This is a genomic window from Luteibacter pinisoli (assembly GCF_006385595.1).
In the GTDB taxonomy this organism is placed as follows: Bacteria; Pseudomonadota; Gammaproteobacteria; order Xanthomonadales; family Rhodanobacteraceae; genus Luteibacter; species Luteibacter pinisoli.
Genome location: NZ_CP041046.1, coordinates 1,659,978 through 1,679,177, shown reverse-complemented (window position 1 = coordinate 1,679,177; position 19,200 = coordinate 1,659,978). Strand labels below are relative to the sequence as shown.

The following is a 19,200-nucleotide window of genomic DNA, read 5'->3' as shown; positions in this document are numbered from 1 at the left end:
TCGTCATGCGTCTGGTCACACATCTCATTGCCGTTAATCGCGAAATCCGCCTTCGCCGCCAACTGGCGGACATCGAGCGCGTGGTTCTCGCCCTGCCCGTCCGCACCCATGCGGACCTGCAGCAACTTGTTCGCCGTGAGATGGAACAGGCCGCCGCCTGTGATTTCCCGCACCTGTACGGCACGCCGCCCGAAGAGCGCTACAGCACGTATGGGCATGGCCCGGACCTGGGCCTGGGCAAGGCGCGTTCCGACAACCCGCTGATCGCCACCCGTGGCGTGGCCCTGTGGCTCGCAGCGGTGTACCACGAGACCCTCGATTCGCGCCGTCCGGGCATGGAAGAACTGCACCGCCAGGTGCTGCGCCTGATGCGCCAGATCAAGGAGCTGTCGGCACCGAACCGCCGTGACTTCGGCGCCGAGTGGATGGAACCCTCCGCCCTCGCCTGACCCTTCCTGCCGCGGTTTAGCGGCAGGCCGGAACGCGCAGGGACTGCCCGACCTTCAGGGCGTGGCTCTTCAGGCCATTCATCCTGGCGATGTCTTCCACGTCCGCGCAGCTGCTCTTGCGCGCGATGCTCACGAGCGTATCGCCCTTGCGCACGGTGTAGCTCTTCGCCCCCGCCGAGCCCTTCGACGACGATGCCGACGACGAACCGCTGCCGTACTGGTACTGCGGGCCGGGGCCGTTCGGGCCATTCGCGCCACCATTGGCCAGGGCGGCCGATGTCGCCGCGGGCGGCGGCGGCGCGGCGATCTTCACCGCGTTGTGCAGGTCGCTGGCGAGGATCGGCCACGGACCATCGGCGCAGCTGGCGATATACGCCTTCTCCAGCTGCTTGGGCACGTCGAGCCGCGTGCCGGCCTGCTGGCTCACCTGCGGGTCCAGCCGCGGGTTGAGGTTGCGCAGCGTGCGGAACCAGCCGTTGGGCATGTCATCCGACGAGCCCAGGCATACCGTGAGTTCGGTCAGCGACGCCGGGCGGGTCAGCGTGATCTGGCCGGCCGCGCCGTCCACCTTCGGCCACTTCAGGTGGTAGCTGTCGGCGTGCAGGAACAGCCACGCGGCGGCCAGCACCATCGGCACGTAGTCGCGCGTTTCCGCGGACATCTGGCCGTAGATGGCGGGGTCGTAGAAGCCGGCGCCCGGGCTGCTGGCGGCAATGCGGCGCATGCGGCCTTCACCACCGTTGTAGGCGGCGAGGGTCATTTCGAGGTTGTTGTTGAACGCGCCGAGCTGCTCGTTGACGTACTCGGCATTGGCCTGCGCGGAGAGGCCGGGGTCGAAGCGCTCGTCGAAGCCGCCATCGGCGGAGAGGCCGAAGCGCAGGCCGGTGGCGTACATGAACTGCAACGGGCCGGAAGCGCCGGAACGCGAGACCGCGTGCACCTTGCCGCCGGATTCCTTGGCCATGATGCCGAACAGCAGCGCCTCGGGCAGGTCGGCCTTCTGGTAGGCCGGCCACATCTTGTAGCGCATCATCTGGTAGTTGACGTAGGCGTCCATGAGGTTCGGGCGCAGCTGGGTGAGCCACATCTCCAGCGCGGCTTTCACCGGGCCGTTCATCACCATCATGTCGCTGAATTTCTGGCCCTTCAGCAGCGTGACGCTGCGCTGGGCTTCGGGCAGCGCGCCGAGCACCACCGAGCCGGCGGCATCGCCCGGCTGGGCGCCGACTTCCGCGCTCTGCTCGGTGTCATCCGCGTCCTCGCCTTCGATGAAGCTGCCGTCCTTCAGGCGCAGCAGGCGATCGAACACGGCGGCGAAGCGCTGCGGATCGCAGCCCGGGGTCAGGCCGCAACGGGCCGATGCATCCTTCAGCTGGTCCAGGGCCTGCTTGCGCGTGGCGGCGGCCTGGGCGGTGTCGCCACGGCGGGCCTGGTCGATGGCCGCCTCATAGCCCTTGCTTGCCTGGTTCATCCGGTCGTACAACGCATTGACCTGCGGTGTCGCCTTGCCGGCCCGGGGAGCACCACCGGAAGCGCAACCCGCGAGGATCGCCAGGGGCAGCAGGAGAAGGGCGTAACGGGCGTGCAGCGGCATGCGTGGGACCAGGTCGGACAATGCCCGCAACGTTACGCCGGAAGCCTACGTGACTCAAGCGTCCGGCGGGAAAATTCTCCGTAACGGCGCATCCTTGCGTAGACTTGTTCAGGACATCCATAAGGAGTGGGACCATGCCAGGCATCCTCATCGGTCGTAACGACACGGCCGCCGTCGAACTCGACCCGCGATACGGCAACCGCCACGGGATGATCGCCGGTGCCACGGGCACGGGTAAGTCGGTGACCCTGATGCTGCTGGCCGAAGGTTTCTCGCGCCTGGGCGTGCCCTGCTTCCTTGCCGACGCGAAGGGCGACCTGGCCGGGCTCTCCCAGGCCGCGGGCGCCCCGTCCGACAAGCTGAAGGACCGCCTGGCGAAACTCGGCCTGAGCGGATGGACCCCGCAGGCCAACCCGGTGGTGTTCTGGGACATCTACGGCAAGCTCGGCCACCCGGTGCGTGCCACGGTCTCGGAAATGGGCCCCACCCTGCTGTCCCGCATCCTTGAACTCAACGACACCCAGGAAGGCGTGCTCGAAGTGGTGTTCCGGGTGGCCGATGACGAAGGCCTGCTCCTGCTCGACCTCGGCGACCTGCGCTCGATGCTCGGTTTTGCGGCGGAGCACGCCAAGGACATCTCGGCACGCTACGGCCTGATCAGCGCGCAGAGCGTGGCGGCCATCCAGCGCGCCCTGCTGAAGCTGGAACAGGACGGCGCGGATAACTTTTTTGGTGAGCCCGCGCTGGAGCTGGCCGACCTGATGCGCCAGGACATGAGCGGCCGTGGCGTGGTCAACGTGCTCGCCGCCGACACCCTGATCCTCAAGCCGCGCCTGTATTCCACCTTCCTGCTCTGGTTGTTGTCCGAGCTGTTCGAGCACCTGCCCGAAGTCGGCGACCTCGATGTCCCGAAGATGGTGTTCTTCTTCGACGAGGCACACCTGCTCTTCGACGATGCGCCGCCGGCGTTGCGCCAGCGCGTGGAACAGGTTGTCCGGCTGATCCGTTCCAAGGGCGTCGGCGTGTATTTCTGCTCGCAGAACCCCGACGACGTCCCCGGCGACATCCTCGGCCAGCTGGGCAACCGCGTGCAGCATGCCCTGCGTGCGTATACGCCGCGCGACCAGAAAGCGGTGAAGGCCGCCGCCGAAACGTTCGCGAAAAACCCTTCGCTCGACGTGGTCGAAACCATCGGTACGCTGGGCACCGGCGAAGCGCTGGCATCCACGCTCGGCGACGGTGGCGTGCCGTCGCCCGTCCAGAAAGTGCTGGTGGCGACGCCGGCATGCCGCATCGGCGCGATCACCGTGGAAGAACGCACGATGGTCCGGTCACGCTCGCCGGTGGGCTCGAAATACGACACGACGGTGAATCGCGAATCCGCCGAGGAGATGCTGGCCGCGCGGGCCACCGCGAAGAACGATGACGAGGCGCCGCCCGTGAAGAACGCGAGCAAGGGCGAGGACGAAGGCAGCGGCTGGGGTAGTGCCGTACGCGACGCCGTGCTCGGCACCAAGCGTCGGCAGGGCATGCTGGAAACGATGGCCAAGTCGATGGTGCGTACCGCGGGTTCGCGCGCGGGGCAGCAGATCGTGCGCGGCATCCTCGGCAGCATCTTCGGCGGAAAGCGCTGACCATGCCGCGTATCGCGCTTGCCGATGCCTCGGTGCCGTTCGGGCAGCGGATCATCACCGGCTTTCGTTACCCGCTGCATGGTGCGGCGCCGGTAACGATCGGGGCGATCGCAGCGTTCGACCTGATCGCCTACGTCCCGATGATCGGGCTGCGCCTGCTCGTCGTCGGACTGGGATGGGTCGCGTTGTATACGTACGCGTTCGCCTGCCTGCGCCATACGGCCGATGGGTTCGAGAACCCGCCCGAGCACGCATTGAACTCGGAAAACAAGGCGGCGGTTGCCCTCATCATCATCCAGCTGACGGGTAATGCACTCGCTATCCTGGCCCCGTTGTTCTTCGGGATCTCGGGCCTGCTGGTGTCGCTGGCGGTGGCCTTCGTGCTGCCGGTGATGACGATGTCGCTGACCTTCGACGGCGTCGGTGCCGCGCTCAACCCGCTGACCTGGGTGGCGGCTATCAGCCGCATCGGCATCGACTATTTCAAGCTGTTTGCCGTCGTGCTGGCGACAAGCCTGCTGCAGGCGGGCGCGCAGTACGCGATGCAGCAACGTGGCCCGCTGTTCTTCGGCACCGCCGCCTACTACCTCGTTTCCAACTACCTCGCCATCTACAACTTCCACCTGATGGGCGCGCTGATCCACCATCACCACGAGCGGCTCGGCTACCGCCCCGAGGCGGATGCCATCGCCGAAGCGGCAAATCCCGAGGACGATGTCGCGCTGCTGGAACACGCCAACCTGATCGCCCGTGATGACGTGGCGGCAGCGACCGACATCCTCACCGAGCGCCTGCGCGAGGGCATTGCGCCGGCACCGATGCATGTCCGCTACCGGGCGTTGCTGCGCGCGCAGGAACGCACGCCCGAGTTGCTCGTGCACGGCCAGATCTGGATCGCCGCCCTCGTGGCCGGCGGTGAAACGCGCCGTGCGCTCGGCGTGGTGCAGGATTGCCTGGGCATCGATCCGGCGTTTCTTCCGGACGCCACGGCCACCTGCGGCCCGCTCGCCGACACCGCCGCGCATGGCGGCATGCCGCGGCTCGCCCTGCAGCTCGCCCTGGGCTACCTGCGCCTGTGGCCGGGCGACATGGGCGCGCCCAGCTACGGCCTGCTGGCTGTGCGCATGCACTTCCAGCTGGAAGAGCGCGCGGAGGCGGCGACGCTGGCCCGTTCGCTGTTGCACACCTACGCCGGCCACCCCATCTCGCAGGACCTGATCGACATGCTCGACACGCTTGACCCCTCCCGCCGGGTGACCCCATGAGCCGCTGGCGTCCGCCGTCGCCCTCCTCCACCGCGATCATCACCCGCGATGGCTTCGAGCGGATGAAGGCCGAGCTGGACCACCTGTGGCATACGGTGCGGCCGGAGGTCGTCAAGGCCCTCGCGGCGGCAGCCGCTGAAGGCGACCGTTCGGAGAATGCGGAATACATCTACCGCAAGAAGCAGCTCGGTGAAATCGACCGGCGCGCGCGCTACCTGAGCAAGCGCATCCCCGTGCTGAAGGTGGTGGAAGCGGCGTCGACGCAGATGGACGCCGTGTTTTTCGGGGCGACCATCGAGATCGAGAACGTGGAAACCGGCGAGACGGTGCGCTACCGCATCGTCGGGCCGGATGAGACGGATGCGAAGAAAGGCTGGATCAGCATTGATTCGCCGCTCGCCCGCGCCGTGCTGAAAAAGCGCGTCGACGACGAGTTCGAAGCCGCCCTGCCTGGCGGCATGACCCGCTTCGCCGTCACGGCGGTGAGCTACCTCTAGGGCGCGGTCGCGGCGAGGTGCTGGGTGAAAGCCTCGACATCGGCTGCGAAGGCGCGCACGGCCTGCGCATCGAGCGGCGCACCCTCGCGCAGCGCCAGCTCCAGCGCCTCACCATCACGAGCCACGGCGGATTCGCCGAAGACATTCACGCCGCCCAATACATGGTGGATCCAGCCGGCCACGCGCTCAGGATCCTCGGTGGCGATCACCTCGTCGAACCGGGCCAGCGCGTCGCGCGTGGTGTCCACCCCCGCGCGGATCACGGTCGCCACGTTGGCATCGGAGCCGAACGCGCGGCGCAGGCGTTCCATGTCCACCGGCGGCGCGGCGAGCTCCGCCACGCCCAGCCAGCGCGACACCGCCGCATGGAAGGCCTCCAGGCGGATGGGCTTGCGCAACAGGTCGTCCATGCCCGCCGCGAGGCAACGCTCGCGCTGGTCGGCGCGCGCATCGGCGGTCATCGCGACGATGGGCAGGTGCCGCGAGGTGCCCTCTTCGCGGCGGCGCACTTCGCGGGCCACGGCGTAACCATCCATGCGCGGCATGTGGCAGTCCACCAGCAGCAGGTCGTAGTCGGCCTCGTCGAGTGCCGCCACCGCGGCTTCGCCATCGTCGACGATGTCGCAGGTCAGCCCGTGCATCTGCAGTTGCGCGCGCACCAGCTGCTGGTTCACCGGATGGTCCTCGGCCACGAGGATCCGCGCGGGCCGCAAACGGGGCGACTGCGCGGGTGCGGTGTCGGCGGTCGCTGGCGGGACGATCGACGATGGATCAACCATCGGCAACTCCACCGTCGCCGTCACCACCGTGCCCTTGCCGGGCTCGCTCTGGATCACGATATGGCCGCCCATGCGCTCGATCAGGCGGCGCGAGATGCTCAGGCCAAGGCCCGTGCCACCGAAGCGGCGCGTCGTGGATGACTCGGCCTGGCTGAAGGGTGCAAAGACGTGGCGCAGTTTGGCGGCGTGGATACCGATACCCGTATCGGTGACCACGAAGCGCACGCGCTGCCGGCCGGCATGCTGTTCGTCCACGTGCACATCCACGCGGATGTGCCCGGCGGCCGTGAACTTGATGGCATTGCCGATGAGGTTCAGGAGCACCTGGCGCAGGCGGCCATCGTCGACCAGCACGGCAGGCGCGAGGGCGGCGTCGAGGTGGGCTTCAAGCGCCAGGCCCTTGGCCTCCGCCTGGGCCGCCATGATGGCGACCGCATCGTCCACCAGCGCGCGCGGATCGGTCGGGCGCGGATCCAGGGCGAGGTGGCCGGCTTCGATCTTCGAGAAGTCGAGCACGTCGTCGAGGATGTGCATGAGCGCTTCAGCCGAGTGCTCGATGGTGGCCACCATGCGGCGCTGCTCACCATCCAGCGGCGTGCGCTCCAGCACGTCGAGCAGGCCGATCACGCCATTCATCGGCGTGCGGATCTCGTGGCTGATGGTGGCAAGGAAATCACTCTTCGCCCGCGTCGCGGCCTCGGCTTCATCGCGCGCTTTCGCCACGCCGCGCGAGGCCAGCTCCTGCGTCGTCACATCCACCCAGTAGCCGTTCCAGCGCACGTTGCCGTCGGCCGCGGCGAGCGGCACGGCATCGGAGCTGAGGTAGCGCACGCGGCCGCCGACCTGCGCGCGCACGGTGACGTGCAGGGGTGAGGTATCGCGCGCCGAGCGCTCGAACGCATCGCGCAGGGCGTCGCGATCTTCCGGTGCCACCGGGGCAAGCAGGCTGTCGCCGCCGGCCAGCAGCTCACCCGGCTCCATCCCCAGCAGGGTCTGCGGATCGCCACCGACGTAGGCCATGCTGTACTGGCCCTCCGTATCGCGCACGGCTTCATACACCACCGCGGGCACATGCGCGGTGACCTCGGCCAGGCGTCGCTCGGTGCGTTCGCGCCGTCGCGTTTCGCGGCGCAGGTTGAGGTAGGCGTAGCTGATGGCGATAAGCGAGGCCAGCAACACCGCGACGAAAGGCAGCACGCGGCTGGCGATCTCGCGCCACGTGGGGCCGACGACGTAATGCGAGGCGAACCAGGTGTTGCGGATTTCCTGCTGGCGATGCGTGGGCAGGTTCACCAGCACGCGATTGATCAGCGGAATCAGCGGCGCCAGCTCGCGGCGCACGCCCATGGCGATCGCTTCGTTATCACCGGTGGGCGCGGCCACCTTGAGCTGGCCGAGGAACTGCTCACGAATCAGGTAATCGACCGAGGCGAGGTTGCCGACGAAGGCATCGCCCTCGCCTGCCGCGAGGCGACGCAAACCCTCGGCCTCGGTGGCCGCCGGCAGCACGTTGACGCCCGGGATACGCCCCAGCAGGCGTCGGATCGGCTCGCGCGTGGTGTTGCCGAGCACCCGCTTCCCCGCCAGGTCGTCGCGACCGACGATTACCGGGGAGCCCTCGCGGGTGACGATCATGATCGGGAAGTCGAGGTAGGACGTGGTCGGCTCGAGGTAGGGCCAGGTCGCGCTCTGCGGGTTGATCGCGGCGACGACATCAACCTCGCCACGCTTCACGCTGGCGACGGTGCCGGTCCAGTTCTCGCTGGGCACCTGGGTGAAGCGAAGGCCCAGCTCGGCGGCGATCTCGCGGACATAGTCCAGCGCCAGGCCCTCGGCCTGGCCCTGCCCGGTGATCAGGCTGAAGGGGGCGTAGCTCGGGTCCACCCCCAGCCGCAGCGGCGGCAGGTCGTGCAGCCAGGCCTTTTCCCGCTCACTGAGCGGAATGGCGAACTGGCGGGGCCGGGGAGCGATGTCGCGACCCACCCAGGGCGCACGCAGGCGGCCGTGGTCGGCCGCGGTGAGCTCGGCCAGGGCATGGTCGATCGCCCGCCCCAGCGGCGCCTCCGCGACGGGTACGGCGAACGACAGCGCGCTGATCGGCAGCGCCAGCGGATCGCCCACGTGCAGCTCGTGCTCCATGCCCAGCCGGGCGACGAATTCGCGGGCGGAGTACGGGTTGTCGATATAGGCGGCGACCTCGCCCATGCGGACGCGCTGCAGCGCCTCGGCGGTGGAGCCCACCTCGACCAGGGTGGTGTCGGGCAATTCCCGGCGCAGGGCCGTCATGTCGAAGTACCCGGCGTGCACGGCCAGCCGCTTGCCGCCCAGCTCACTGGTGCGGTGGATGATGGCGGCGTCGTTGCGCTGGACCAGGGCGGGCAAGGACTCGAAATAGGTGGCGCCGACACGGATGCCGGGCATGCCCTGCTCCAGCGGGGTGACGCTGGTGGCGACGTCAATCTCACCGCGGGCGAGCGCCGCCAGCAGGTGGGGCCAGGTGTCGAAGCTGCGGGTCTGGAACGTGACTCCCAGTTCGCCGGCCACCTCGTGCAGGTAGTCTGGGCCAAGGCCCTCCAGCTGGCCGTCGCGGAGCTCCTCGAACGGCGGGTAGCCCTCGCGGTAGGCGCCCACCGTCAGCACCGGATGCTGGCGCAGCCAGGCGGCATCCTGGGCGCTCAGCGGCACGTCGGGCGCCGCGTAGGCGACGGCTGACATGACGACGAGCATAAACGGCAGCAGGTATCGGGTCACTCGGCGGACTTCGTCATGGGAGCCATCATGGGCATAATCGGATCGAACCACACGGCGTCGCTAGGTAGGAAGGAGAAATAGAAGCATGCCACTGAAAGTCATTCTGGCAGACGACCACCCCCTGGTACTCGTCGGCGGGGCGCTTGCGCTGCGCAACGCGCACATCGACGTGGTGGGTGAAGCCAAGGCCGCGGACGAGTTGCTAGCCATGCTGGCGGACCGGGATTGCGATGTCGTGATTACGGATTTTCTCATGCCGAGTGATCGGCAGGATGACGGATTCGCCCTGCTCGAGACCATCGCGAGCACCTATCCCGACCTCGCCATCATCGTCCTCACGATGATCAATCGCCCCGCCGCGATGCAGTCCATGCTCGCCCGTGGCGCCCGCGGCATCGTCGACAAGCGCGCACCCATGGATGAGCTCGCGGTCGCGGCCCGGGCCGTGCACGACGGCGAGACGTACCTGAGCGAGACCCTGCTCGACATCCTCAACGAAGCCGACGACGGCTCGGAACCGATGCCGGGCACGCCGATGCCAGGCACGCCGCTGTCGCCGCGCGAAAAAGAGGTGATCCGCGCCTTCGTCAACGGCATGTCGCTGCAGCAGATCGCGGACCGCGAAGGCAAGTCGGTGAAAACCATCAGCCGGCAGAAGCGCGATGCGATGCGCAAGCTCGGCGTCGATCACGACAGCCTGCTCGGCGACTACGTCCGCGATCACGGACTCGCGTGAGCTGACCCCAGGGCGGGCGGGTACACCCGCCCTTCCCTCACTGGCTGGAAGCACGGCGCCGTCGTGTAAAACGCGGCATGCGCCGTGCCCTCGTGCCAGCCAGGCAGCCCGGACAGCGGCAGCGGCCGCAGTTCCTGCGGATCGTTGAGGATCTCGCCACGGGCGATCGCCTTGGCGCATACCGCCGCGGCGTCATCGACATCCATCAGCACGACGGCCTTGCCCACCAGCAACTTGTCGGGCGTCAGGGCATGTTCGAGCAGCGCGTGGCCGAAGACTTCCGCACGCGCTTCGCCGCGCAGCCACGCGTCGCGGTGCGTCCAGAACAACGTCTGCCAGTCATGCCGGTCCCACGCGGCGAGCATGTCGGCGTCGCGCAGCGTGACGATGATGCCCGCCTCGTCGAAATGCGTGAGCGCGCACTGGGCACGGGATCGCTCGCGTGGCCCCATGCGCTCGATCTCAGCGACCTGGCGGGCATTGAGTGCGTGCTTCAGCGTGGGATAGCGAAGCCAGACCAGGGCATTGAACAGGTCGTGCCAGTTCGCCGGCCGGGTGGCGATGGCGCCCCGGGCAATGCGTTCTTCGTAGTGCAGGCCGTCGGCCAGCAGGGCGGGCTCTTGCGTCACGAAGCGCACGGCGGTATCCGCCGGAAGCAGCGCGTTCAGCCCGGCCGTGTCCGGCCAGGCATCGCTGTCGATGAAGTGCGCGTAGGCCGCCCAGTCAAGGAGCGGCGGTGACGCCAGCACACGGCGATCAAACGCCTCGCGTGTGGGCGCCACGTAACGCATACGGCTTAGGCGAGACGACCGTACAGGTCGTGCGCGTCGGCTTCTTCGACCACCACGTCGACGAACTGGCCCGGCTTGAGCAGCTGGCCGTCGTCGATGCGCACGGCGCCGTCGATTTCCGGTGCATCGGCGCTGGAACGACCCCAGGCACCGTCCGCGTCGATCTCGTCGACGAGTACCTTGATCGTCGTGCCGACCTTGCGCTGCAGCTTGGCGGCCGAAATCTCGGCCTGCACCGCCATGAACTGCTCGAGGCGGTCTTCCTTCAGCTCTTCGTCGATCTGGCCCGGCAGGTCGTTGGCCTTCGCACCGTCCACCGGCGAGTAGGCGAACGCACCGACGCGATCCAGCTCGGCTTCGCGCAGGAAGTCGAGCAGCTCGTTGAACTCCGCATCGGTCTCGCCGGGGAAGCCGACGATGAACGTGCTGCGAATGGTCAGGTCCGGCACCTGGCGGCGCCAGTTCTGGATGCGCTCCAGCGTCTTGTCGACGTTACCCGGGCGCTTCATCAGCTTGAGGATGCGCGGGCTGGCGTGCTGGAACGGAATATCGAGGTACGGAAGAATCTTGCCTGCCGCCATCAGCGGCATGATCTCGTCCACGTGCGGGTACGGATACACGTAGTGCAGGCGCGTCCACACGCCGAGCTCCGAGAGGCCTTCGCACAGGTCGGTCATGCGCGTGCGGTAAGCCTTGCCGCGCCACTCGTGCTCCGCGTAGCGGACATCCACGCCGTAGGCACTGGTGTCCTGCGAGATCACGAGCAACTCCTTCACGCCGCCGCGCACCAGCTTTTCCGCTTCCATCAGCACCTGGTCCACCGGGCGGCTGACGAGGTCGCCACGCATCGACGGGATGATGCAGAAGCTGCAACGGTGGTTGCAGCCTTCGGAAATCTTCAGGTAGGCGTAGTGCTTCGGCGTCAGCTTGATACCGGTATCCGGCACCAGGTCGAGGAACTTGTTGCGCGCCGGCGGCAACGCGGTGTGCACCGCCGTCATCACCGAGGCATAGTCCGCCGGGCCGCTGATCGACAGCACTTCCGGGTAGCTCTCGCGAATCAGCTCCGAGCGCTTGCCCAGGCAACCGGTGACGATCACCTTGCCGTTCTCGTGCAGCGCCTCGCCGATGGCGTCGAGCGATTCCTGCACGGCGGAATCGATGAAGCCGCAGGTATTGACGACCACGGCGTCGGCCGCGTTGTAGCTGGGCACGATCTCGTAGCCCTCAACCTTGAGCTGGGTGAGGATGCGTTCGGAATCGACGAGCGCCTTCGGGCAGCCAAGGCTGACGAAACCGATCTTCTGGGTCTGGGCGGCCTGGGACATATGCCGTGGGTACCGGGGGGAGGAAACCCGGCAGTATACCGGGTCGTGGCCCCCACGACGCCTGTGTGGCCGCCAGGCTGGTCCTCGCGACGGTTCTCACTCAACCCGGAGATTGGTCTGCGGGTTCGCGGCCGACCTGGCCTCCCATCGCTGCCGCGGCTTGAAGCGCAGGGCGTTCTTTTCGACGAGATGCCAGGAGACGGCCGCCAGGGCGACGGTCACCGGAACGGTGACGGCCAGTAATGCAAGGTATGGCGTCTGCCGCCCCAGCAGGGCCACCCCTATCTGCTGCACGGGCCAGGCGTAGATGTAGATGCCGTAGGAGAGGTCGCCGATCTTCGAGATGTCCCGCAGCCCAGGCCACGACCGCACGCCGATCGCGATGGTCAGTGATGGAACGACGAATGCGAGCCCGAACTTGGTTTGACCCATGTGTATGAGCGCGAAGCCCGTAACGAAAAACACGAGTGTCGGCAGGGTTGTGCGGAGATACGGGTACGCTCTCAGGAGGCTTCCTGCGGCGAAGAACAATCCGAAATACGCCAGGAACGCTCCGCCTGACTGCAGGCCTGAAACCACGAAATAGCCAAGGATGCCCACCGCCAACACGATGGAAGGGCGCCGCGTAGCGACGCCGGCAACGAGCAGCAGTCCGTAACAGTAAACCTCATACGGAATGGTCCAAAGCGATCCGTTGGTGAGGTGCCTGGGGTTCTGAGGGAATCCCGTCAGGCCCAGCGCAGCGATGACGGCCAGGGATAGCGGGATGGACACGCAAAGGGCCGGCGCCATGCGCAGGGCGCGACGGGCGGTAAAGCGCAGGATATGCGGGTCTTTCAGCCAGCTGGCCGTGACCAGATAGCCGCTGATCGAAAAGAAGATGAGCACGCCAAGGTTGCCGAACGAATGATCCCCGACGACGTTGGGTTCGAGGCGTCCGGACAGCGCGAACTGATGGCTGATCAGCACCAGGAAGGCGCCGATCAATCGCAACGCATCGAAGTTGTTGCGCTGCCCATCGTTCAACGCCCACTTCCTTCACTGGGTGACATGCCGCAGATGCTCGGTGAGGCGAACAGGCAGCATAGCGGGTCACGACCCCCACGACTTCTGGACGGCTGCCCGGTTACTCTTCGCGGATTGCTCTCACCCCACCCGGAGATTCCCCCATGGGTCGCACCCTGATCCTCGATACATCCCGCCCGCACGAAAGCATGGACGCCTACCTGGCCGAGCCCACGGGAACGCCGAAGGGCGGCGTGGTGGTGATCCAGGAGATTTTTGGCGTCAATGCGCACATCCGCAGCGTGGCTGACCGATTTGCGGCCGAGGGCTACGTGGCCCTGGCCCCGGCGTTGTTCGACCCGGTCGAAAAGGGCGTGGAGACCGGCTACGACCAGGAAGGCATGACGAGGGGTGTGAAGATGGTCGCGGAGCTGGGCCTCCTGCGTCCGCAGCAGGACGTGGGCCTCGCTGCCGCCTACCTGGCCGACACCTACAAGGTGAAGGTCGGTACCGTCGGTTATTGCTGGGGCGGCACCGTGGCCTTCCTCGCCGCCCTGCGCCTCGGCCTGCCCTCCTCGAGCTACTACGGCTCGCGCGACGTGCCGTTCCTGAGCGAGCCGGCGAAAGCCAACGTGATCTTCCACTTCGGCGAGCGCGATCATTCCATCCCGCCGGAGATGGTCGAGAAGCACCGCGAACTGAAGCCGGAGATGGACACCTGGGTTTACCCCGCCGACCACGGCTTCAACTGCGATGTGCGCGCCAGCTACGACGAGCCCAGCGCCAAGCTGGCCTGGGAGCGCACGCTCGCCTTCTTCGCCCGCGAACTGGCGTGAGCGCGGCGTTCGAACTGGATGCGCGGCTTGCCGGCGACACGCTCGTCGTCGGCGACCTGCCGCTGTGCCGGGTGCTGCTGATGCGTGACAGCCGCTTCGCGTGGCTGGTGCTGGTGCCGCGCCAGACGGGACTCGCCGAGGTGGCCGATCTCGCTGAGGCGGACCGCGCGGCGTTGTGGCGCGAGGTGGACCAGGCCGGTGCGGCGCTACGCGCCGTGGCCCCGTGCGACAAGCTCAACATCGGCGCACTGGGCAACATCGTGCGCCAGCTGCATGTGCATGTCGTGGCCCGCGTGGAAGGCGATGCGGCATGGCCCGGGCCGGTGTGGGGTTCGGGCAAGGCCGAACCGCATGCCAACCCCGAGCCGCTTGTGGAACAGCTACGCCAGGCGCTTTTCCCGTGACACGAAAAAAGCCGGCTTTCGCCGGCTTTTTTCGGGGTGTCGTACGTCTTACTGCTGTTGCTGCGGGTCGTAAGCGCCGCTGGACGCTTCCTTACCCTTCATGCGATCCGGCAGGTCCGCCTTGTGCGGGGTGTCTTCCAGCTGGCGGGCTTCGCTTTCCACGGCATTCAGGCGGACTAGCTCGCCCTTCTTGTCGTAGTACACGGCGAAGTTGTAGTCCAGCGCCATGCGGGCCATGAAGCCCAGGTGGTTGTCGCGAATCTTCGAATCGTCGCTGGGCAGCAGCAGCACCGTCTTCGGCAGCTTACCGGTGTCCTTCATGTAGGCGAAGTGGCTGCCGGCATCGGCGGCCGAGAGCACGGCGCCGTCTTCGGTCATGAACTGGCCGCTCTTGTACGCCTTCAGCGTGTAATCGAACTTGCCGCGTTCGGCCGAGGTTGCAATGGCGTCGCCCTTGGTCGCGCCGCTGTGGCAGCCGGCCAGGACCAGCAGGCTGGCAAGGATCAGTGCCGCGCCGATGCGGGCCATCAGGGTGGGAACTCGGGTCATGCGTGTCTCCGTGGATCGTGGGCAACGGGCGGAAATGGGGAGTCTACCGCGCCCGGATGTCGGGCGCGGATGCGACCGCGAAGGCGTTCAGGTGCTCGGCAGGGTGACGCCGCGCTGGCCCTGGTACTTGCCACCGCGATCGGCGTAGGACACTTCGCAAACCTCGTCGGATTCGAGGAAAAGCATCTGCGCCACGCCTTCGTTGGCGTAGATTTTTGCGGGCAGCGGCGTGGTGTTCGAGAACTCCAGCGTGACGTGGCCTTCCCACTCCGGCTCGAGCGGGGTCACGTTCACGATGATGCCGCAGCGGGCATAGGTGCTCTTGCCCAGGCAGATGGTGAGCACGTTGCGCGGGATGCGGAAGTACTCGACCGTGCGGGCCAGCGCGAACGAATTGGGCGGGATGATGCACACGTCCGACTTGATGTCGACGAAGCTGCCCTTGTCGAAGGCCTTGGGGTCGACGATGGTGGAGTTGATGTTGGTGAACACCTTGAACTCGTCGGCGCAGCGAACGTCGTAGCCATAGCTGGACGTGCCGTACGACACCAGGCGGTGGCCGTCGCGCTCCCTGACCTGGCCCGGCTCATACGGCTCGATCATGCCGTGCTGCTCGGCCATGCGGCGGATCCACTTGTCGGACTTGATGCTCACTAACGGTCTCCCTCGCTGAAGCGGGAAAGGTATCGGAACGGCGGCGAACACGCCACCAATCAGGTGTTCTGGATGACGATCTTCGGGAACGTGATGGCCTTGTTCCGGGCCTGCAGCGACAGCTTCGCGGCCGTGGAACGGGCGATGGCCCGGTAGCGCTGGGCCAGGTCGGAGTCCGGGATGGCGACCACGGTGGGCTTGCCCTCGTCGGCCTGCTGGCGGATGCGGATATCCAGCGGCAGCTCGCCCAGGAAGGCGATCCCGGCCTCTTCGGCCATGCGCGCGCCGCCGCCGTGGCCGAAGATGTGCTCTTCGTGGCCGCAGTTCGAGCACAGGTGGGTGGCCATGTTCTCGACCACGCCCAGCACCGGCACTTCCACCTTGCGGAACATGCCCAGGGCCTTGCGGGCGTCCAGCAGGGCGATGTCCTGCGGGGTGGTGACAATGACGGCGCCCGATACCGGCACCTTCTGCGACAGGGTGAGCTGGATATCGCCCGTGCCCGGCGGCAGGTCGATGATCAGGTAATCGAGCTCTTCCCAGCGGGTGTCGTTGAGCAGCTGCATCAGGGCCTGGGTGACCATCGGGCCGCGCCAGATCATCGGCGTGTCTTCTTCGATCAGCACGCCGATGGACATGGCCTGCAGCCCATGGGCGCGCATCGGCTCGATGCTCTTGCCGTCGGGCGACACCGGCTTGCCGGACAGGCCCAGCATGCGCTGCTGGCTGGGGCCGTAGATGTCGGCATCGAGCAGGCCGACGCGGGCCCCCTCGGCGGCCAGGGCCAGCGCCAGGTTCACGGAGACGGTGGATTTACCCACGCCGCCCTTGCCCGAGGCCACGGCGATGATGTTCTTCACGCCCGGCATCGGGGCCAGCTGGCCCTGCACCTTATGGGCATGGACCCGCCAGGTGACCGATACGGCGGCCTGGGCGATGCCCGGCTCGGCTTCCAGGGCGGCTTTCGCGTCGGCCGCGGCCTGGGCCACGTAGCCCTCGGCCGGGTAGCCCAGCTGGATATCGACCGAGACGCGGTCGCCATCCACGCCGACGGCGCGCACGGCGGCGCCGAGCGGCTGCCCAGAATAGGGGTCGACGACGCGGTCGAGCACGCCGCGCACGAGGGTTTCGCTGGCTGGGGACATGGGGAGATGAGGAAAACCTAAGATGACCTCATTATGCCACGCCGGCCCCGCCCCGCTCCCGGCCGCCCCTTGGCGCGATGCAGCTTGACGGTGAGACCCGGCTTTCGTCAGTCTCCGGCCGTACCTGACCGTATGGGGAGCCAACCAGTCCATGAAGCACCTGATCCGCACCGCCGCCGCCCTCGCCTTCGCGACCGCCGCCCTCCCCGCCCTTGCCGCCACCGATACCCCGGTGGGCAAGTGGAAGACCATCGACGACAAGACCCACGAGGTGAAGTCCATCGTCGAGATCACCGATCACAACGGCCTGCTCGAGGGCAAGGTGCTCGAGGTGCTGAAGTCCGACGAGGGCCCGCACCCGCTCTGCAAGGAGTGCGATGGCGACCGGAAGAACAAGCCCATCGAAGGCATGACCATCATGTGGGGCCTGAAGAAGGACGGCGACCAGTGGTCCGGCGGCCAGATCCTCGACCCGGCCAAGGGCAAGATCTACAAGGTCACCCTGAAGCTGGAAGACGGCGGCAAGAAGCTCGACGTCCATGGCTACATCGGCTTCTCGCTGATCGGTCGCAGCCAGGAATGGGTCCGCGCCGAATAAAGCCCCGGCGGGCCATGCCATAATCCCCGGTCCTACTGCCGACCGTGCAAATCATGGCCCGCCGCATACTCGTCACCAACGCCCTCCCCTACGCCAACGGCCCCCTGCACCTGGGCCACATGCTCGGCTATATCGAAGCCGACGTCTGGGCGCGCGCGCAGCGCATGCAGGGCAACGAGGTGTGGTACGTGGCCGGCGAAGACGCCCACGGCACGCCGATCATGCTGGCCGCCGAGAAAGCCGGCCTCACCCCCGAGGCCTACATCGCGGATATCCGCGCTGGCCACGAGGCGGACTTCACCGAGTTCCACTTCAGCTACGACCAGTACCACACCACGCATTCGCCGGAGAACCAGGACATCGCCACGGCGATCTACCTGAAGTTACGCGAAGGCGGCTATATCGCCCGCCGCGATATCCAGCAGCTGTATGACCCCTCGCGCGACATGTTCCTGCCGGACCGCTACATCAAGGGCACCTGCCCGGTGTGCGGCACGCCGGACCAGTACGGCGACAACTGCGAGAACTGCGGCGCCACCTACGCGCCCACCGAACTGCTCAACCCGTATTCGGTGATGTCCGGCGCCACGCCGGTCCTTCGCGATTCCGAGCATTACTTCTTCGAGCTGGGCAAGTTCGAGCAGCTGCTGCGCGACTGGTTCGCCGGCAAGTTCACCGACGGCAAGCCGACGGCCGACAGCAGCGTGGTCGCCAAGCTCGCGGAGTGGATCGACGGTGGCCTGCGCGACTGGGACATCTCCCGCGACGCGCCCTACTTCGGCTTCCCGATCCCGGACGCGCCGGGCAAGTTCTTCTACGTGTGGCTGGACGCGCCCGTCGGCTACCTCGCCTCGTTCAAGGCCCTGTGCGAGCGCACGGGCCTGCAGTTCGATGATTTCCTCGGCAAGGACAGCACCGCCGAGATGCACCATTTCATCGGCAAGGACATCATCAATTTCCACGGCCTGTTCTGGCCGGCCATGCTGCACGGCGCGGGCCTGCGCGTGCCGACGGCGCTGCACGTGAACGGCTACCTGACGGTGAACGGCGCGAAGATGTCGAAGTCGCGCGGCACCTTCATCAAGGCCCGCACGTACCTGGACTCGGGCCTGGACCCGGAAGCGCTGCGCTACTACTTCGCCACCATGCTCGGCCCCACCCCGGTGGACGTGGACCTGGACCTGAAGTCGTTCGAGGAGCGGGTGAACTCGCACCTGGTCGGCAAGTGGGCGAACATCGCCAGCCGCACCGCCGGCTTCGTCCACACCCACTTCGCCGGCACCCTGGCCGATCGCTTCGACGACGAGGCCAGCGCCCTGTGGCGCGACCTGCTGGCCCAGTACGAGGGCATCGAAGCCCTGTACGAAAACGATGAGTACGCCGAGGTCACCCGCCGCTTCGTGGCGATGTCCGATGCGGTGAACGGCTACATCGCGGCGAAGGCGCCGTGGGTCATCGCCAAGGACGAAACGCGCCGCGAGGAGCTGCAGCAAGTCTGCACGTTCGCGCTGAATGCGTTCCGCCTGCTTTCGGGCCTGCTCAAGCCGATCATCCCGGTGACGGTCGCCGCCGCCGAGCAGTTCCTTGGCGCGCCGATCGCCACGTTTGCCGATGCGCGCCGCGAACTGTTCGGCCACACCGTAAACGCCTTCTCGCCGCTGTTCGGCCGCCTCGATCCGAAGAAGATCGAGGCCATGGTCGACGCCTCGAAAGAATCCCTTAGTCCCGCTGAGCAGGCCCGCGAGGCCGCCAAGGCGGACGTCAAGAAAGCCAAGCCCAAAGAAGCACCGAAAGCCATGACCGATACCGCGACCAGCACCGACACCGCCGCCACCATCTCCATCGACGACTTTGCGAAGCTCGACCTGCGCATTGGCAAGGTGCTCGCCTGTGAGTTCGTCGAGGGCTCGGACAAGCTGCTGCGCTTCGAGCTGGACGCCGGCACGCTGGGCAAGCGCCAGATCTTCTCGGGCATCCGCGCCGCATACGGCGAGCCGGAGACGCTGGTGGGCCGCAACGTGGTGTTCATCGCCAACCTCGCTCCGCGCAAGATGCGCTTCGGCCTGTCCGAGGGCATGATCCTCTCCGCCGGCGACGGTGGTGCGGACCTGTTCCTGCTCGACGCCGACCAGGGCGCGGCGCCGGGCGCCACCGTCCGCTAATCCCCCTCGGCTTTTGCGCCAGC

The 19,200-nt window shown here is 67.2% G+C and carries 17 protein-coding genes; 9 read left to right on the top strand and 8 right to left on the bottom strand.

The features are described 5' to 3' along the window. The first annotated feature begins 5 nt into the window (after positions 1-5). Entirely contained in the window at positions 6-449 is a 444-nt protein-coding gene (locus FIV34_RS07740; protein ID WP_139981270.1) for a hypothetical protein, read from the top strand. A gap of 16 nt (positions 450-465) precedes the next feature. Here the strand turns inward: FIV34_RS07740 and FIV34_RS07735 are convergent, their stop codons facing one another. Then, a complete protein-coding gene (locus FIV34_RS07735; protein WP_139981268.1) occupies positions 466-2,043 on the bottom strand; it encodes a lytic transglycosylase in 1,578 nt (525 codons plus the stop codon). A 134-nt stretch (positions 2,044-2,177) separates the two neighbouring features. On the opposite strand from FIV34_RS07735, the gene FIV34_RS07730 reads away from it, so the two are divergent. Genes FIV34_RS07730 through greB form a run of 3 tightly spaced genes read left to right on the top strand, consistent with a single transcriptional unit; the run spans position 2,178 to position 5,439 of the window. Then, positions 2,178-3,677 carry a helicase HerA-like domain-containing protein gene (locus FIV34_RS07730; protein ID WP_139981266.1) on the top strand — a complete coding sequence of 500 codons (1,500 nt, stop codon included), beginning with the start codon at positions 2,178-2,180 and terminating at the stop codon, positions 3,675-3,677. A 2-nt stretch (positions 3,678-3,679) separates the two neighbouring features. Then, positions 3,680-4,942 carry a hypothetical protein gene (locus FIV34_RS07725; RefSeq protein WP_139981264.1) on the top strand — a complete coding sequence of 421 codons (1,263 nt, stop codon included), beginning with the start codon at positions 3,680-3,682 and terminating at the stop codon, positions 4,940-4,942. Further along, positions 4,939-5,439 carry a transcription elongation factor GreB gene (gene greB, locus FIV34_RS07720; protein WP_139981261.1) on the top strand — a complete coding sequence of 167 codons (501 nt, stop codon included), beginning with the start codon at positions 4,939-4,941 and terminating at the stop codon, positions 5,437-5,439. Before FIV34_RS07725 ends, greB begins: the two co-directional genes overlap by 4 nt. Here greB and FIV34_RS07715 read toward each other — a convergent pair. Next, positions 5,436-8,933 (bottom strand): ATP-binding protein, encoded by a 3,498-nt coding sequence (locus tag FIV34_RS07715; RefSeq protein ID WP_170207537.1) that lies wholly within the window; start codon positions 8,931-8,933, stop codon positions 5,436-5,438. The genes greB and FIV34_RS07715 overlap by 4 nt on opposite strands. 121 nt (positions 8,934-9,054) lie before the next feature. Between FIV34_RS07715 and FIV34_RS07710 the strand changes: the two genes are divergently transcribed. Continuing rightward, on the top strand, positions 9,055-9,705 hold the full coding sequence (locus FIV34_RS07710) for a response regulator (protein ID WP_139981256.1): 651 nt from the start codon (positions 9,055-9,057) through the stop codon (positions 9,703-9,705). Here the strand turns inward: FIV34_RS07710 and FIV34_RS07705 are convergent. From FIV34_RS07705 to FIV34_RS07695, 3 genes are all read right to left on the bottom strand, one after another. Next, complete coding sequence (locus FIV34_RS07705) at positions 9,690-10,496, bottom strand: DUF3025 domain-containing protein (protein ID WP_139981254.1); 807 nt, start codon at positions 10,494-10,496, stop codon at positions 9,690-9,692. The two genes, FIV34_RS07710 and FIV34_RS07705, sit on opposite strands and share 16 nt — an antisense overlap. Before the next feature lie 5 nt (positions 10,497-10,501). Continuing rightward, entirely contained in the window at positions 10,502-11,824 is a 1,323-nt protein-coding gene (rimO, locus tag FIV34_RS07700; protein ID WP_139981252.1) for a 30S ribosomal protein S12 methylthiotransferase RimO, read from the bottom strand. Positions 11,825-11,920: 96 nt separating this feature from the next. Beyond that, entirely contained in the window at positions 11,921-12,850 is a 930-nt protein-coding gene (locus tag FIV34_RS07695) for an acyltransferase family protein (RefSeq protein WP_139981250.1), read from the bottom strand. A gap of 143 nt (positions 12,851-12,993) precedes the next feature. On the opposite strand from FIV34_RS07695, the gene FIV34_RS07690 reads away from it, so the two are divergent. Both FIV34_RS07690 and FIV34_RS07685 read left to right on the top strand, forming a co-directional pair. Beyond that, positions 12,994-13,665, top strand: a complete 672-nt coding sequence (locus tag FIV34_RS07690) for a dienelactone hydrolase family protein (protein WP_139981247.1) — start codon at positions 12,994-12,996, stop codon at positions 13,663-13,665. Continuing rightward, a complete protein-coding gene (locus tag FIV34_RS07685) occupies positions 13,662-14,069 on the top strand; it encodes an HIT domain-containing protein (RefSeq protein ID WP_139981245.1) in 408 nt (135 codons plus the stop codon). Before FIV34_RS07690 ends, FIV34_RS07685 begins: the two co-directional genes overlap by 4 nt. Before the next feature lie 48 nt (positions 14,070-14,117). Here FIV34_RS07685 and FIV34_RS07680 read toward each other — a convergent pair whose 3' ends face one another. The 3 genes from FIV34_RS07680 to apbC form a co-directional block, all read right to left on the bottom strand. Next, on the bottom strand, positions 14,118-14,618 hold the full coding sequence (locus tag FIV34_RS07680; RefSeq protein ID WP_139981243.1) for a hypothetical protein: 501 nt from the start codon (positions 14,616-14,618) through the stop codon (positions 14,118-14,120). 87 nt (positions 14,619-14,705) lie between these two features. Further along, positions 14,706-15,272, bottom strand: coding sequence for a dCTP deaminase (gene dcd, locus FIV34_RS07675; RefSeq protein WP_139981241.1), 567 nt, complete (start codon positions 15,270-15,272; stop codon positions 14,706-14,708). A 59-nt stretch (positions 15,273-15,331) separates the two neighbouring features. Further along, positions 15,332-16,417 carry an iron-sulfur cluster carrier protein ApbC gene (gene apbC, locus FIV34_RS07670; RefSeq protein ID WP_139981239.1) on the bottom strand — a complete coding sequence of 362 codons (1,086 nt, stop codon included), beginning with the start codon at positions 16,415-16,417 and terminating at the stop codon, positions 15,332-15,334. 151 nt (positions 16,418-16,568) lie between these two features. On the opposite strand from apbC, the gene FIV34_RS07665 reads away from it, so the two are divergent. After that, entirely contained in the window at positions 16,569-17,015 is a 447-nt protein-coding gene (locus tag FIV34_RS07665; RefSeq protein ID WP_139981237.1) for a DUF2147 domain-containing protein, read from the top strand. 53 nt (positions 17,016-17,068) lie between these two features. Then, on the top strand, positions 17,069-19,177 hold the full coding sequence (metG, locus tag FIV34_RS07660; RefSeq protein ID WP_139981235.1) for a methionine--tRNA ligase: 2,109 nt from the start codon (positions 17,069-17,071) through the stop codon (positions 19,175-19,177). Positions 19,178-19,200: the final 23 nt, after the last annotated feature.